8 protein-coding genes are annotated in these 16,282 nt (G+C 68.4%); all 8 read right to left on the bottom strand.

What is annotated here, in order from left to right:
• Positions 1 to 2: 2 nt before the first annotated feature.
• Complete coding sequence (gene ubiM / locus ACTWJ5_RS16030; protein WP_301500969.1) at positions 3 to 1,175, bottom strand: 5-demethoxyubiquinol-8 5-hydroxylase UbiM; 1,173 nt, start codon at positions 1,173 to 1,175, stop codon at positions 3 to 5.
• A gap of 128 nt (positions 1,176 to 1,303) precedes the next feature.
• Positions 1,304 to 2,440, bottom strand: a complete 1,137-nt coding sequence (locus tag ACTWJ5_RS16025; protein WP_249920035.1) for a saccharopine dehydrogenase family protein — start codon at positions 2,438 to 2,440, stop codon at positions 1,304 to 1,306.
• Between the two features lie 86 nt (positions 2,441 to 2,526).
• Complete coding sequence (locus tag ACTWJ5_RS16020; protein ID WP_249920034.1) at positions 2,527 to 2,928, bottom strand: GFA family protein; 402 nt, start codon at positions 2,926 to 2,928, stop codon at positions 2,527 to 2,529.
• A gap of 84 nt (positions 2,929 to 3,012) precedes the next feature.
• The gene (locus ACTWJ5_RS16015) at positions 3,013 to 4,515 is read right to left on the bottom strand and encodes a TolC family protein (RefSeq protein WP_074980894.1); all 1,503 of its coding nucleotides are present in this window, start codon (positions 4,513 to 4,515) and stop codon (positions 3,013 to 3,015) included.
• Positions 4,516 to 4,565: 50 nt separating this feature from the next.
• A complete protein-coding gene (locus ACTWJ5_RS16010) occupies positions 4,566 to 14,588 on the bottom strand; it encodes a DUF4347 domain-containing protein (RefSeq protein ID WP_444439461.1) in 10,023 nt (3,340 codons plus the stop codon).
• Between the two features lie 140 nt (positions 14,589 to 14,728).
• Positions 14,729 to 15,310 carry a phage tail protein gene (locus tag ACTWJ5_RS16005; protein ID WP_074980896.1) on the bottom strand — a complete coding sequence of 194 codons (582 nt, stop codon included), beginning with the start codon at positions 15,308 to 15,310 and terminating at the stop codon, positions 14,729 to 14,731.
• A 66-nt stretch (positions 15,311 to 15,376) separates the two neighbouring features.
• A complete protein-coding gene (locus ACTWJ5_RS16000) occupies positions 15,377 to 15,685 on the bottom strand; it encodes a DUF6916 family protein (protein ID WP_074980897.1) in 309 nt (102 codons plus the stop codon).
• A gap of 16 nt (positions 15,686 to 15,701) precedes the next feature.
• Positions 15,702 to 16,109: a GNAT family N-acetyltransferase gene (locus ACTWJ5_RS15995; RefSeq protein ID WP_349654707.1), complete on the bottom strand. Its 408-nt coding sequence runs from the start codon at positions 16,107 to 16,109 to the stop codon at positions 15,702 to 15,704.
• Between the last annotated feature and the right edge of the window lie 173 nt (positions 16,110 to 16,282).

Genomic DNA, 16,282 nt, shown 5'->3' with positions numbered 1-16,282 from the left:
TGTCAGGCGTTCTGCGTCAGGTGCCGGGCGATGGCCTGGCGCAGCGGCGGCAGGCCCTGGGCCAGGCGCAGGCCGGCGTTGCGCAGCAGGCGCGCCGGCGGGCGCGGGTCGTTGTACAGCCCGGCGATCAGGCTGGTGGCCTGGTACAGCGGCCAGGTCGCCAGGCGGTGCGCCAGGGCGTAGCGGCGCAGCGGGCCGGCGGCGCCCGGGTCGCCGCCCTTGCGCTTGGCCGCCAGCACTTCGGCGGCCAGGCGCCGGGCGCTCTGCAGGCCGAAGTTGAAGCCGTGGGCGGTGACCGGGTGCATGCCCACCGCGGCGTCGCCCAGCAGCGCGCAGCGCGGGCCGGCGAAGCGGTCGGCGTAGACGCCCACCAGCGGGTAGCAATGGCGCTGCCCGAGCAGGGCCATGCTGCCCAGGCGGTGTTCGAAGCGGCGCTCGATGTCGCGGGCGAAGGCCGCCTCGTCCAGCGCCAGCACCTGGGCCATCTCGTGCTGCGGCAGGGTCAGCACCACCGACGAGACGTCGCCGTTGAGCGGCAGCAGGGCCAGGGTCTGGCCGTAGCCGAACCATTCCCAGGCCACCTGCTGGTGGGGCTTGGCGTGGGCCATGCGGCAGACCAGCATGGTCTTGCCGAAGTCTTCCATGCGCGCGCCTATGCCGAGCATGCGGCGGGTTTCCGAGAAGCGGCTGTCGGCGGCCACCAGCAGGTCGGCGGTCAGTTGCTCGTCGTTGTCGAGGGTGAGCCGGGCGCGGTCGCCGGCGACCCTGGCCGATTGCAGTGCGCGGCCGTCGAGCAGGGTCACGTCGGCGCAGTCCTGCACCTCCTCGAAGGCGGCGCGGCGGATCGCCCGGTTCGGCACCAGGTGGCCGAGCTGGCCGGCGCCGGCCAGGCCGGCATCGATGCGCAGGGCGAATAGAGAGGGGCCGTTGAGCACCTGGGCATCGCGCAGCGGCGCGATGTCCTGCGCGGCCAGCCGCGGCCAGATGCCGAGCTGTTGCAGTTGGTTGCGCGAGGCGTGCGTCAGGGCGATCTCGCGGCCGTCTTCCGCCGGCTCGGCCAGGGCGGCGCGGGCCTGGCGCTCGATCAGCAGGATCGACAGGCCATGGCCGGACAGGGCGCGGGCCAGGCAGAGCCCGGCGGGGCCGGCGCCGACGATGGCGATATCCACGTGCATGGGTGACTCCTCTCGCGGGATGGGCGGTCACGGAGTCTAGGGCGGGCGCCCGGCGCGTTTCTTGTCGTGGATCAGTAGCCGGCGGCGGACGGGCCTGCGGCGCTGGCGCGCATACCGCTTCCGGGGTATCAGCCGCGGGCGCTCTCCGACCCCAGCTCGCGCAGGCCATGGCGCACGCTCAGGCCTTCCAGCTCGGCAAGGTAGTCGTCCAGGCCCAGCAGGCCGATGCAGGGCGTGGCGCCGCGCCGGGGCAGGCGCCCGGCCGCCAGCTTGCGGGCCAGGGCGACCGCCGCCATGCAGGGGATGTTCGGCCCGTGGTCGTCGGCCGCCTGCAGCTCCCAGCACAGGCGCAGGGGCCGGCCGTCGGCGCCCTCGCCTTCCAGGCGCACGAACATGCCGCTGCGCCCGTCGCCCAGCGGCTCCAGGCCCTGGGCCAGGCGCTGCAGCCAGGGGCTCAGGCGGCTGGCGTCGCGCAGCACGCCCAGGCGCACCAGCCAGGACAGCGCCCAGGTGCCGAAATGCGTGCTGCGCAGGCCCAGGCCGGCGCCGAAGCGCACCTCGCGCACCGTCGGGTAGCGCTGCGGGAAGAGTTCCAGGTCGGGCACGTCGCAGTTGGCCAGCCAGCGCCGCCCCAGTGGCGCCGGGAAGCGGTGGGCGACCAGGTCCTGCCAGCCGTACACCGCCTGCCAGCGACCGTCGCGCAACTGGCGCAGCGGCTTGCCGCAGTAGCCGAGCACGGCCGCCAGGGTGGCCTGGCCGGGAATCTTCGCCGACGAGCTGATGCCGTGGTGGATGACGTCCAGGCGGGCGAAGCGCGGCAGCAGTTCATCGACCACCGCGGCGCTGAGCGCCGGCACCGAGCTGGCGCCGGCGCACACCAGCACCCCGGCGCTGCGCGCCGCGCGGTCCAGCTCGCCGATGGCGCAGACGAACTCGCGGGCGTCGGCCAGGTCGACGTAGTGCGCCCCCGCCGCCACCGCGGCGCGCGCCGCCCGGTAGTCCTGGGCCTGGAACGGGCCGGCGGTGGAAATCAGCAGGTCCACCCCCAGCTCGCGCAGGCGCCCGGCGAGGGTCGGCTGGTTCATGTCCAGGCACACCGCCTCGCCGCCCACCTCCGCGGCCAGCAGGCCGGCGCGCTTGCGGTCGCGCCCGGCGACCAGCACGCGCATGCCGTCGATGCCGGCCAGGCGGCGAACGATCAGGCTGCCGAAATTGCCATAGCCACCGAGCACCATGACGCGAAAATGGCCGGGTGATGCCGACATCGTTCCTCCTTGACGATCAGCCACTCAAACGGCCCACAGGGTAACGCGCGGTGAACGCAACGAACATGACAACCTCGCCGCCGCGCTCAACCGGGCTTGCCGGCGGGATGGCGCGGCAGGTCGTCGTCCAGCGGCCACCAGTTGGCCGCCGAGGCCACGTGGTAATGAGCCTCCGGACGGCTCGGCAACTCCCCGTCGAGGGTGCCGGCACGCAGCCGCAGGATGCCGGGCAAGGCGTCGCGTTCGCTGTAGATCGGCGAGCCGCAGCGCGCGCAGAACCAGCGGCGCTTGCCCGGTGAGGACTCGAAGGCGCGCAGCTGCTCCTGGCCCGCCAGCAGGCGCAGGGCCTCGCGGCGCACCGGGATGTTGGTGGCGAAAGGCCCGCCCTGGGCCTTGCGGCACTGCCCGCAGTGGCAGACCTGGATGGGCGCCAGCTCGCCTTCGAGCACGAAGGCGATGGCGCCGCACAGACAGCTTCCCCGGTACATGTGTCCTCCGACATGACAGGCGAGGCTGCAGTCTAAGGCAAGCGCCGGCCCGCTGCAGCCGGCGATCGGGATGGCGTGAGCGCCTCAGCGCGGTTGCGCGGCGATCTCCCCGCGCTGCCATTGCGCTTCGCGGTTGGCCAGGGCCTGGCCGATGTCCGCCAGGGAGTCGGACTTCAGCTGCGCCGGCAGCGGATCCAGCCCGACGCTGGCGAACACCTGGCCATAGGCGTTGCGCAGCTCGGCATAGGCCAGGTCGCGCTGCAGGTCGGCCTGCAGGTTGTTCAGCTCGCCCTGGATCAGCTCCAGCTCGCCGATGCCCTGGGCCTGCCGGCGGTTGCGCAACTCCTGGGTGATCTGCCCGTCCAGGCTGGCCAGCTCTTCGCTGGTCTGGAACTGCCGGCGCGCCTCCTGGTAGTTGGCGTTGGCCACGTAGAGCTGCGCCAGCACCGCCATGGACAGCGCCTGGCGGCGTGCCGCGGCGACATCCTCGCCGGCCTTGGCGACCTTGATCGCGGCTGGGGCGGAGAGCACGTTGAACAGGTTCCAGGTCACCTTCACGCCGTAGTCGGCCCAGCTCTGGTTGACCAGGTAGCTGTTGCTGTCGTAGTGGCCGCCGGCGGAGAACTCCAGGCCCGGCAGCAGGCGCAGCATGGCCTTCTTGGTCTCGGCGGCGCTGATCCGCGCCTGGTAGTCCTGCTCGCGCAGTTCCGGGCGCGAGGCCAGGGCTTCGCGTTCCAGGCTGTCCATGCCGACCTTGAGTTCCGGCAGCGGGTAGTCGTCGGCCGGCATGGCCAGCCGGACTTCGGTGCCCGGCGCCAGGTTGATCAGCGTGGCCAGTTCGGTCTTGGCCAGCGACAGCGCCTTGCGCTGCGCTTCCAGCTGGCGGGTGGCCTCGATCAGCGAGCGCTGGTAGCCCATCGCCTGGACCGGGTCGCCGATGCGCTGGCTGCTGAGGTTCTGGCTGTCCTTGCGGGCCTGCTCGACGCGCGCCATCAGGCCATCGATACGGCCCAGCAGGCGTTCGGCGGCCACCGCCCGCCAGTAGGCCGAGCGCACGTCCTGGACGATGGTCTGGCGCACCTTGCGCCGGCGCTCCTCGATGATCAGGCGCTGGTCGGCCTGTTGCTTGGCGCTGACGTAGCTGACGCCGAAGTCCAGCACGTTCCAGACCATGGTCAGGTCGGCGACGTCGCGGTCGCGGTCCTGGGAGGTCGAGGGCTCCAGGGACTGCTGGTTGGTCAGCACGCTCTTGCTCGACGAGGCGCTGACGTTGTTGCGCCCGGCGTAGCCGGCCTCCAGGGCCATGCGCGGCAGCATGTCGAAGGTGGCGAGGTCGACCTGGCGCTGGGCCAGGGCCTCTTCCATGACCTTCAGGCGGCCTTCGAGGTTGTACTTGATCGCCCGCGCAGTGGCCTCGTTGAGCGTCAGCTCGCCGGTGAGCGGCTCCTGCGTGCGGAACATCCCGGCCAGATCGTCGCGGGCACGCTGTTCGCTCATCGCGCGGCTGATCGGTTCGCTGGTCACGGCGCAGCCGCTGATGGCCAGCGCCAGCAGGCTGACGCTGAAGAATCGGAAATGCCTGTTCATTGTTGTCGAGCCGCCCCCTGTACGGCTTCTGCTGTTTTCACGCCCCGCCATCAGCTGGCCGGCCGCTCCTGGCCGAGCTCGCCGAAGGCGTTGGCCAGGTCGGCGACCTGGCGCTGCTCGCGCTGATTCATTTCCTGCAACTGCTGTCCGAAGCCGGACGAAGTGAAGATCCCCCGCAGCCCCTGGCCGAGATCGCCCTGGCGCGGGCCGAAGGCCGACAGCGCTTGCTCGTCGCCCTCCCGCGCGGCACCGAAGATCGCTCCCAGCGTGGTCGAACCGAAGACGCCGGCATCGCCGCCACCGAAGCCGAGGAAACCATGCCCGCTGCCATCGCCGAAGGCGCTGTTGCCGGCATTGGCGAATATCTGTGCGATCTGCGTCTGGCTCGGCCCCTCGCGGAACAGGCTGCCGAGCAGCGACTGCGCCGCGCCACGGTTGCTGCTGTCCAGCAGCGGCGCCTGGCCGAGCGTCGGCGCGCCGAGGCTCTGCGACATCGGCGGCGGCGGCACGCTGCCGCCGGGAATGCTCCCGGGCAGCGCCGGCTGTATCCCCTGCTCGGCGCGGAACTGCGGGTCGCCGTCGCTCAGCGAGCCCTGCACCAGCAGGCCGCTGGTCGACGGCAGGCTGCCGAGTGCCAGGCTGGCGGCATTGCCCACGGCATCGCTCAGGCGTGCGCCATTGGCGAGTATCTGATCGCCCAACTGGATGCCGTCGATATCGGCCTGCCCGCTCTGCACGGTATAGGCGAACACCAGCCGGCTGCTGCCCGAGCCGGAAACGTAGTCGGCGTAGACCACCCCGCCACGGTCGAGGGTGATGGCGATGCGCGGCACGCCGGAATGGGTGTCCACCTGCACCGCTTCGCTGAAGTCGACGCTGAACTCCAGCGTCTGCCCCGGCGTGTAGCGGCCATCGGCCGGCAACTGCACGGCGGTGATCTGCGGGTTGCTGTGGTCCAGTGCGTAGCTCGGGCCGGTCAGGCCGGTGGCCAGCGCGTTGCCGGCCGCATCGCGGGCTACCGCGTTGGCGCGCACCGATAGGGTGAGAGTGCCGTCGCCACCGACCTCGCCCACGCTGACCCGCCAGGTCAGGTCGTTGAGCTGCACCACCGACAGAATCTGCCCGTGGGCGGAGCCGCTGGCCTGCAGGGCGAGGTCCTGGGCGCCGAGGAAGGCGACCTGCTCGGAGAAGCTGACGTCGTATTCCAGGGTATCGGCATTGCTCGGCGAGGCATCTACCCGGGTGATCGACGTGACCGTCGGCGCGGTGGTATCGACCAGCACCGCGCTGCTGTCGCGCACGCCATGCAGGGTCAGTTGCACATCGTTGCCGGCCTGGTCACGCATGACGGCGCCATGGGATTCGAGACCGACGACCTGGATGCCATCGGCATCGTTGTCCCCCGGTTGTATCCGGTAGGAGAACATGCCGTAGGACGAGAAGTTGCCGATGAAGTCGGCGTAGACAGTGCGTCCGCCGATATCCAGCACCAGGCGCGGCGCGCCGTTGCTGGTATCCAGCAGGATGTTCTCGCTATAGCCGACCATCAGCATCAGCGAGTCGCCGGCCTTGTAGATCCCGTCATGGTAGACCGCAACCGACGTCACGCCGGGCGCAGTGGTGTCGACCACGGCGCCGGAGGTGTCGCTCAGGGCGGTGAGCGTGCTGTCCAGCGGGTTGCCGGCGGTGTCGGTGATGGCGCTGCCATTGGCCTGCAGGGAGAGGATCCGGATGCCACCGGCATCGTTGTCGCCCGGCTGCACCAGGTAGCGGAAGCTGATGCCGCTACCGGTGCTGGCGACGAAGTCGGCGTACACGGTGCGCCCGCCGAGTTCCACCAGCAGCCGCGGAGCGCCGCCGCTGGTATCGACCAGCAGGTTTTCGCTGCCGGTGATGGAGAAGTTCAGCGCGTCCCCCGCCTTGTAGTAGCCGGCGTAGGGGCCGGTGGCGAGCGTCACGGTCGGGCCGGTTGTATCCAGTAGCACGCCCTGCGTACTGCCAACCCCGTCGAGCGTCAGTTGCAAGGCATTGCCCGCGGCGTCGTGCAGGGCGCCGCCGTTGCTTTCTAGGTGCAGCACCTGGATACCGTCCGCATCGTTGTCGCCAGGCTGTACCTGGTAGCGGAAGGTCAGCGCCGTGCTGCCGGAGCCGGACAGGTAGTCGGCATAGATCGTCCGGCCGTCGAGGTCGAGCGCCAGGCGCGGCGTCCCGTTGCTCGTATCGACCAGTACGGCTTCGCTGGCGTTGACCGTGAAGGTCAGTTCGGTCCCCGCCCTGTAGCTGCCGTCGGCAGGCACGTCGACGCTGACGATGAGCGGCGCGGAGGTATCGACGATTACACCGGCGGTGCTGCCGACGTTGCTCAGGGCCAGGTTGGCGTCGTTGCCGGCATTGTCGCGCAGGGTGGCGCCATTGCCTTGCAGGCCCACCACGGTGATGCCATCGGCATCGGTATCACCGGCCTGCACCTGGTACTGGAACACCAACGCACCGGTACCGGAGCCCGAAACGTAGTCGGCGTAGACGGTGCTGGAGCCGATGGTCAGCGCCAAGCGCGGGCTGCCGTTGACGAACACCGCCTCGCTGGCATTGACCGTGAAGTTCAGCACATCGCCGGCGTTGTAATGACCGTTCGCCGGAACGCCAACGCCGGTCACCACCGGTGCGCTGGTGTCGACCAACACGCCCGCGGTGTTGCCGACGCTGTTCAGCGTCAGGACGGAGTTGTTGCCGGCGCCGTCGCGCAAGGTGCCACCGTTGGCGTCAATGGAGCCTACGGTGATGCCGTCGGCATCGTTGTCGCCGGCTTGCACCTGGTACTGGAACACCAGCGTGGAAGTACCGGAGCCGGAAACGTAGTCGGCATAGACCGTGCTGGAACCGATGGTCAGTGCCAGGCGCGGGGAACCGTTCACCGTGACCGTTTCGCTGGCGTTGACCGTGAAGCTGAGCAGGTCACCGGCCTTGTAGGTGCCGTCGGCGGGTACATCGACGCTGGAAACGACAGGCGCCAGGGTATCCACCCGCACATTCTGGCTGGGAAGAATGTTGTTCAGCGTCAGCAGGGCATCGTTTCCGGCGCTGTCCTTCAGACTGCCGCCGTTGGCCTGCAGGGACGTGATGGTAATGCCGTCGGCATCGTTGTCCCCCGCCTGCACGAGGTACTGGAACTCCAGTTGGGTACCGCCGGAGCCGGCGACATAGTCGGCGTAGACGGTTTCCGAACCCATGACGAAGGCCAGGCGCGGGATGCCGCCCTGGGTGCTCACCTGCACCGCTTCGTTGGTAGAAACAGAGAAAACCAGGATGTCGCCGGCCTTGTAGGTGCCATCTCCCGGGCCGAGCACCAGGCTGACCTGGGGAGCGCTGTGGTCGATGGCATAGGTTTCGCCCTGCAACCCACCGCTGAGGGCATTGCCGGCCTGGTCCTTGATGCTGTTGTCGTTGGCCAGGTCGAGTCGCAGGGTGCCGGTACCGGCCACGGCGGACACCACCACGCTATAGGTGCGCGAATCGACGGTGCTGACCGAGCTGACGACTCCGCTCGCTGTCTGGCTGCCCACCAGCACGAAGTCGGAAGCATCCACGCCGCTCACCGCTTCGCTGAAGGTGACGGTGTAGCGCACCGAGGTTCCATTGCTGGGCGACGCATCGACGCGAACGATGCCGCTGGCCGAGGGGGCGACGCTATCCACCAGCACGCCGCTGGTGGCGCCGACGTTGTTGAGCGTCAGGTTGGCAGCGTTGCCGGCGATGTCGTGGATGCCGCCACCATTCAGGTCGACGCTGCCGATGCTGATGCCGTTGCTGTCCAGCTGACCCGACGGCACGCCGAGACGGAACACCAGCGCACTGCTGCCAGTGCCGGAGAGATAGTCGGCGTAGTAGGTCTGGCCGCCGATATCCACGGCGAGCCGCGGCGTGCCATCGACTATGGCCGCCTCGCTGAGATTCAGGGTGAAGTCGAGGTTCTGCCCCGCGCGATAGATGCCGTCGGACGGCACGCTGACGTTGCCGATCAGCGGAACCACGCCGTCGACCACTATGTTCGCGTTGGCGCCCAGAGAGCCGGCGGCGCCCGGTGCTGCCAGGGTCAGCGTGGCAACGTCACCGCCGGCATTCTTGATGCTCCCGCCGTTCAACTGCAGCGCCGAAGTGGCGGCGACGTCGAGGTCGGCACTTACGTCGCCGGCCTGCACGGTGTAGAGGAAGGTCAGCACATTGCTGCCGGAGCCGCCGGAATAGCTCGCGACGCGGTCGACCAGTCCGGTCTCCAGCAACAGGCCTGGCGTGCCGTCGACGAACACGTTCTGGTCGAATGTCACCTGCAGCTGGATGGTGTCGCCGGCCTTGTAGGTGCCGTTCGGAGTCAGGGCCACGACGTCCTGCGCCTGCGGGTTCGGGATGCGAACCTGCAGGGCCACGCTGGTGGTGGTGGTGCCCCCGGATCCGTCGGTGACCGTGACCACCAGGGTATCGCTGCCCTGGTATCCGCTAGTGGGTTGGTAAACGAGGCCGTTCAGGAAAGCGTTCAGGCCGGACAGGGGCCCAGCGGTTGACCATGTCTGAGAGGGCATGCCGGAGTACAGGATGGAACCATGGCTGACGGAAACGCTCAGCAAGAAACCACTGTCCGCATTGTCGACATCGCTCACCACTATGGCGTTGCCGTTGGCGTCGCTGAACGTCAGGCTGCCGAGTGAAGAAACGCTCTGCGCCCCCGGAACGCTGACGGTCGGCGCATCGTTGACCGCGTTGATCGTGAGGCCGACGTTCGCCAGGGCGCTCAGCGCATCGGCCGGGCCGCTACCGCCGTTGCCGCCATCGTCGATGCCGATGGTCAGTTGCACGCTGCCGTTGAAATTGGCGGCCGGCATATAGGTCAGGTTGTTGCCGGCAATGAAGGCATTGAGGTCCGCCAGGCTGCCGCCGAGGGTCAGTTGGCCACTGCCCGTGCCGCTGACTGTCACGCCAGCGCCGCCCAGGGCGAACAAGGCGCCGCTGGGCACGCTGAAGGTCACGCTCATGGTGCCACTGCCGGCATCCACGTCGCTGAAGCTGATGCCGCTCAGCGCCAGGCTGGTGTCCTCGTTGGAAGAATAGGCCAGAGGCGCGGTGATCTGCGGCGCATCGTTGACCGCCACCACGTTCACGCTGCTGGCCACGGCCAGGTTGGTCGTGTCGATCCCTCCGTTGGTGGTGCCGCCGCTGTCCTGGATATGCGTCAGCGTCACCACGCGGCTGCCGGCGCCGGGGGTGTCGCCGAGGACACGATAGCTGAGCTCGGCCACCAGGTTCTGGGCATCGCTCGTGCTGATGCCGCCGGCCTTGCCGATGGTCACGCTGGCGGTGCTGCCACTGACCGACACCGTCACGCTCATGCCATTTGTGGTAGTCAGGGCGTTGCCATTGACCAGCGCGACATCGGTGCCGTCGATGCGCAGAATCTCGTTGCCGCCATCGCGCAGGCCGCTGACGCTCAGGCCGATGCCGGTGATCGACTGGCCGCTTTCGCCGGCGCTGATGACCACGTCGCCGAACAGGGAGACCGCCGAGCCATTCTCGACGTAGGTCGGCGCGCTGCCGGTAGCGGTGAGGCTCGGCGGGTCGTTCACCCCGACCACGTTCAGCGTGAGGTTGGCGGCGCTGCTGGTGGCGCCGTCGCCATCGTTCACGGTGAGGCTCAGGGTACGCGTCGCGGTGGATGGGTCGTTCAGGTTGCTGTTGCGGTAGGTGATGGCGTGGATCAGTGCCTGCACCGCCTGCGCAGTGGCGTTGGCGCTGGTGAAAGTGACGACCAGGTCGTCGCTGCTGGAGCCGCCGGCAAAGGTCCCGATGACGACGCCGCCATAGGTCACGCTGTTACCTGAGACACCGATCTGGCCGGTGCCTGTGCCCTGGTCGAGGATGCCCAGCAGATCCTCGCCAGTCGCCCGGTTGGCGGTGATCGAGACAGTCAGGTTGCCGCCGTTGAAATCACTGGAGTCGCTGTCGCTGACGGTGGCGGAACCCGCGGCGTCGAGCAGTACCGCCGCGCCGCCCTCGGTATGGCTGACAGGGCCGCTGCCCAGGTTGTCGATCACCGGCGCCTGGTTGACAGGTCCGGCCAGGATGAAATCGTTGCCGGTACCGCCAACGTAGCTGACCGTCAGTTCCGTGCCATTGCCGGCGGCCAGGACGGTGCTGCCTTCGGCGAGGCCGGAGAAGGTGCCGGATATGGCATCGCTGCCATCGTTGACGATCACCGCGTAACTGTCGCCCAACCCCGCCGGGTAGCCATGGCTGACCGATAGGGTCGCCGCGCTGCTGAGGAAGACGAGGCCGTTGACCAATACCTGGTCATAACTGCCCGGGGCGCTACCGTTGATCTCGGCCTGCAGGACCGAGCCGCTGTTCATGATCAGGTTGCCGTTGATGCTCAGGGTGCCGGCCCCGCCATTGCCGGGTGACAGCGTGCCGCCGCTGGCGATCACCACAGCTCCGGCCAGCGTCGCCGTGCCGGTGCCGCCCAGCGTCGCGCCGGAGAGCACGCTCAGGCTGCTACCCGCCAGCGAACCGTTCAGCATCAGGGTACCGCCCTGTACCGAGGTGGCGCCGGTATAGCCGCTGCTGCCGCTGAGGGTGAAGGTGCCGGTACCGGTCTTGGCCAGGCTGCCGCTGCCGTTGATCGAGCCGGCGAAGGTCGTGCTCAGGTTGGCGCCGCCTACGGTCAGGGTATTGCTGCCAAGTTGCACCGCGCCGGCGCCGGCCAGCGCGGCCAGGGTTTCATTCGACGACAGCGACAGGCTGGCGCCGCTGTTCACCGTCACGCTGGAAACATCGGCAATGGCATTGCCGCCGCTGAGCGCCAGCGTACCGCCGGCCACCATGGTGTCGCCGGTATAGGTATTGCTGCCCGCCAGCATGGCGGTGCCGCTGCCGGTCTTGGTCAGGCTGCCGCCGCCCGAAACCACCCCGGCCAGGGTCGCCGTGCCGCCGGAGATGGCCAGGGTGCCGCCGGCGCCGCCGAGCACGACGGCGTTGTCGACGGTGAAGGATGCGCCGTTGTTGCTGAGGGTGCCGCCATTGAGCGTCAGGGTGCCGGAGGAAAGCTGGTCGTCGCTGGAAATCTGCAGGGTGCCGCCGGCGACGTTGATGCCGCCGGACATGCCCGCCTCGTTGCTCGCGCTGGTCAGCCCCAGGGTGCCGCTGCCGGTCTTGCTCAACGCACCGCTGCCGGCCAGGGCGCTGCCCAGGGTGACGGTGTCGCCGGCGCCGTTGCTCAGCGTCAGGGTGGTGCCGCCGCCGAGGCTGATGGTTCCGCCGGTGATCAACAGCCCACTCGCCGCATCGGTGTCCAGCGTCAGGCTCTCGCCGATGCTGAGGTTGCCGGCCAGACTGATGGTCTGCCCTGCCAGGGCGCCGCTGAAGACGATGGTCTGGCTGCCGGTGGCATCGGCCGCGGCGATAGCTACCGCCTCGCTGAAGCTGACGCCGTTGCCGGGGTCGATGGTCGCGGTGTCGGTGGCATTGGTGACGTAGATGAAATCGCTGCTGGCAACGACGTCCGCGCTCGCGCTGGAACTGCCGTCGCTGAGCGTGAAGCGGATGCTGGTATCGCCGGACGGCGTGTCGTTGCGGTAGGTGATGTGCCGCGCGACATCGTTCACCAGCGCGGTGGTGGCCGCGGTGCCGCTGCTGGTGTAGGTGATGGTCAGTACGCCGCCGCTGTTGGTGAACGTGGCGAAGGTCAGCCCACCCGCCTGCAGGTTGTTGCCGCTGACCGTGAACGAGGCGTCGCTGGTGTTGAAGTCGAAGCTGTCGGTGGAAACGGCAGCGCCCGGGCGCTGCACCGTGAGGCTGGCGCCGCTCCAGTCGCCGCTGCCGGCGTTGCGCGCGCCGAACTCGGTGTCACTGAGGGTGGCGTTGCCGCCCACGTCGAGCGTCACGCTGCTGCCGACGCCAGCCCAGGCGACGCTGTCGCCATTGAGGTTGCCCAGGCTGGGTGCCGAGTTGATCACGATGGCCTTGTTGGCCCCCAGGGACCCAGCTGTGCCAGGGCTGGCGAGCGTCAGGGTGGCATCGTTGCCCGCCGCATCGCGGATGCTGCCGCCATTGAGGGACAAGGCGTTGCTGGCGAGGTAATCGAGGTCGGCGCTGCTGTCCCCCGCCTGGACCGTGTAGTTGAAGGTCAGGGTGGAGGTGCCGGAACCGCTGACGTAACTGACCGCCCGGTCGGTGGCGCCGGTTTCCAGCGTCAGTTGCGGGGTGCCGGTGACCGTGACCGCCTCGTTGAAGGAGACCTGGATCGAGATGACGTCGCCTGCCTTGTAGACGCCGTTGGCAGTGGACGAGGAAACCGAATTGACGGAGGGCACCAGGGTATCGATGGCGTAGTTGCCGGAGTCCTTCGTGCCGGAACCGGCCAGGCCGCCCTGCACGGCGTTGACCCCGCCCAGGTTGACGGTGATCACGTTGCTGGCATCGGTGACGCCGGTGTTGGGGGTGAGGATCCCGCTCCAGGTGACGCCACCATCGCTGGAGCTCAACCCGCTGATGACACCGTTGGGCACGGTCAGGTCGGCGGTGGTGAAACCGGTGACGGCGGTGTTGAACGTGAAGGTGACACCGGAGGTCTCGCCGGCGTTCAGGTTGCTGTCGGTGAAGACGACGGAAAGCAGGTCGGGCGCGGTGTTCAGGCTGACCACGGAGCCGACGCTGGTGGCAATGCTGCCGCTGTTGTCGCCGGTCCAGTTGGCCGAGTTGGTCACCCGTGCCAGCCAGGTGGCACGGTCGGCCGAGGTGGTCGGGCCGGTGTACTGGATGTTGTCCAGCTCCAGCGAGCCGCCGCCGGGGATGCCGACCGCGTTGATCCCATTGCTCAGGGCGTTCTGGCTGTTGACGCCGTCGGGGAGCATCGAATCGCGCAGGGTGACAGCGATCGAAGTGTTCCAGCCGTTGGCGTCGACCGCTCCGGCGGAGTTGTTGAAGCCGAAGATGAAGTAGGGGTTGCTGTCCGTGTCCTGGTAGATGAACAGGCCATCGCCGGCCAGGTTCAGCGGGTCGGTGATGGTGTAGGGGGTCACGCTTATCTGCGAACTGAGGTCGATGCCGGTAGTGACGTTGGTCAGGGTGGTCGCCTGGTCGGAACCACCGAAGAACAGTTGCAGGCGGGTGCCGGCGGCGATGGTGCCGGTGGTGGTCCAGGTGACGGTGCCGTCGCCCGTGGAGCTCGTGGTGAAGGCATCGGAGGCCTGGTCCCAGCCCTTGTCGGTGAACTTGATGACCGTGCCGGCGGGGATGTCGACCAGGGTCGCCAGGGTCACGGTGTCGGTGAGCGCGTTCCAGCCGAGCACCACCATGTCGCCGGCATTCAGCGTGTTGAGCACGTGGTCGTAGCTCACGCCCGCCAGCACCGACTTGCTCTCGATGGCGCCGGTGGCGGCTTCCAGCACCCAGTCGCCGCCCTTGTCGGCATCACCGCTCCAGTCGGTCGAGGCCGCCACGTCGGCGTCGGTGTAGCCGGCCAGCTTGGCCAGCAATGCCGAGCCGTCCGCGCCCTTGCCGACATCGCAACCATAGATCAGCAGGTCGCCGTCGGCACCGAGGCTGGCGCCGATCTGTTCGAGCTGGGCCTTGGCGGTATCGACGTTGTCCAGGGTCAGGCGCGTGGAGCCCACCTGCACGCTGGCTTCGCCGCCATGGGAAATCAGGTGGATCGCGTCGAGGTCGGTCCGCCCCTTGAGGTAGTCGGCCATCTGCTGCAGGCCGTTCTTCGACGGGTCCAGCACCACCACTTCGCTGCCCTTGGGCAGTTGGCTGGTCAGCTGCTTGTAGTCCTGGACGTTGCCGTCGACGAAGACCACCTCATGCCGGGCTTCGGTTGCCGTTGCCGCCGAGGCCGGCGCTGCGGCAGTGTCCTTGCCCGCGACATCGTGCTGGCCGGCAGCCTCGACCGCCTGCGCCGCCTGGTCGGCCACCACCGGCACCGAGGCGTCGAACATCATGCGCGGTTCGAGTGCCTGGATGAGCGAGGCCCTGTGCGCATGGCTGGTTGGTTTGCCGCCAGTCTTGTTGCGTTTCCAGAATGCCATGCTGACCTCGAACGGAGTGCCGCCTGGGCGGCTGGGGACCGGTGCCCCTGGCCTGCCGACGGGCAAGTGCCTGAACTACGTTGCGGAACGGGCGCCGTTGCCGGCGCCTGTCCGAAACCCTGGTGTTGCTGCCCCGTGCCTCAGTTACGGCTCGGGAAGATCCCTTCCAGGGCGATGATGAAGTTGATGCCCTGGAAGGGATTGCGGATAGCCACCGGCATGTTGTTGCCGACCGAGGCAGTCTGGCCGGTGACGTTGGCGTTGAAGGGCGCCAGCGTGGTGCTGCCCGGCGCCTGGGCATACACCTTCACTTCGGCGCCAGCGGTGTTGTCGACGGTGGTGGCCAGGACGCTGGTGTTCGAGGGCGACATGCTGGTGCCCTCGGTCGTGGCTACGGGGATCGAAACCGAGGCCGTGCCCGTGACCGTATGGGCGTGAGCCGGCAGATTGTTGATGGTGAGGGTGATGGCCTCGCCGCCGCCGACCTGCCCCAGGTCCACAGGGCTCAGTCCAGGCTGCTGCCCGAAGCCGACCGGGCTGCGGCCACGCAGATCCGGCAGGGCGAAAGTCTGCACGCCGTTCCCGCCGTAGGTGACGCCGAGGATGGAAAACAACGCAGCGTTCTGCGCAATGCTCATAGTCTGCCCGTAACACAGGGCATAGCCCCTGGGCGCGAAATTGCCGCCGAACATCTTGATCTCACCGAGGAACGGATCACTCATTGCCTGCCTCTCCCTTGCCTGTCGCTATTGGGGCGGGCACTGCGCCCGCCGGAATCGGTAGCCCCGTCATGCGGGGTTCTCCATGTGGAACACCGCCTGCAATACCTGGCGCCCGTGCTCGTCCGGCAGGCTCGGGCTCATCAGCAGCAGCCAGCCTTCGTCGCCCGGCGGCGACACGCGGAACACCGCCTGTTCGGCGCGCAGGCCGGACGGCAACGCGAAGTGCGCGGAGAAACACTGGTATCCGGGGCTCATCGCAATGCCGTCGATGACCTCCAGCAGTTCCACGTCTATCGTCTGCGCGGCATCGATCCACAGTTGAAAGGTCTTCCCCGTGGCCTGCTGCAGCGCTTCGCGGGTGGGCATCGGATACATGCGTGATTCCTGGCCTTCAGTGGCTGGTCGGACGGCTGCCGGAAGCCGGCCTCCGCATCTTCAGGTAGACCCCGTTCTCGCCCTCGACGACGAACCCGTGGCGCAGGTAGAGGCGTTGCGCCGGGTTGTAGTTCTCCACGTACAGGCCGACGCTGAGGCCTTGCGCGTCGGCCCGCCCCAGCCACTGGCGCAGCAGCGCGCCACCGATGCCGCGGCCACAGGCCTCGGGCAGCAGGGCGAGATCGATGATCTGCAGGTGCTCGGGTCCCCAGAACAGGTAGGCGCGGCCGACCGACTGGCCACCGGCCTCGATCACGCAATAGTCCGCATCGGGGAAATGCGCCTGGTAGTAGCTGTGCTGGGCGTCGAACTGCTGGGAAAGGAAGGCGTCGATAGCTGCCGGGACCCAATCGACCTGGGCCATCTCGCCGGCTCGGGTGGAGGCGTATAGCGCACGCAGGAACGCCTGATCGGCGTCCACGAGAGGGCGAAGCTGCAACTCGAAAGTTGGCATGGCGTCGTGCATCCTTGCGACGGCCCCTCTTCGGGAGCCACATCCGTTATCGTTTTTGTGTTGAACCGAACGCTGGAAGCCTA

Origin of the sequence: Pseudomonas sp. A6 (genome assembly GCF_052367875.1) — a bacterium.
Lineage (GTDB): Bacteria > Pseudomonadota > Gammaproteobacteria > Pseudomonadales > Pseudomonadaceae > Pseudomonas > Pseudomonas citronellolis.
Note: the sequence above shows the minus strand (reverse complement) of the source record. Positions and strands in the feature narration are given on the sequence as shown.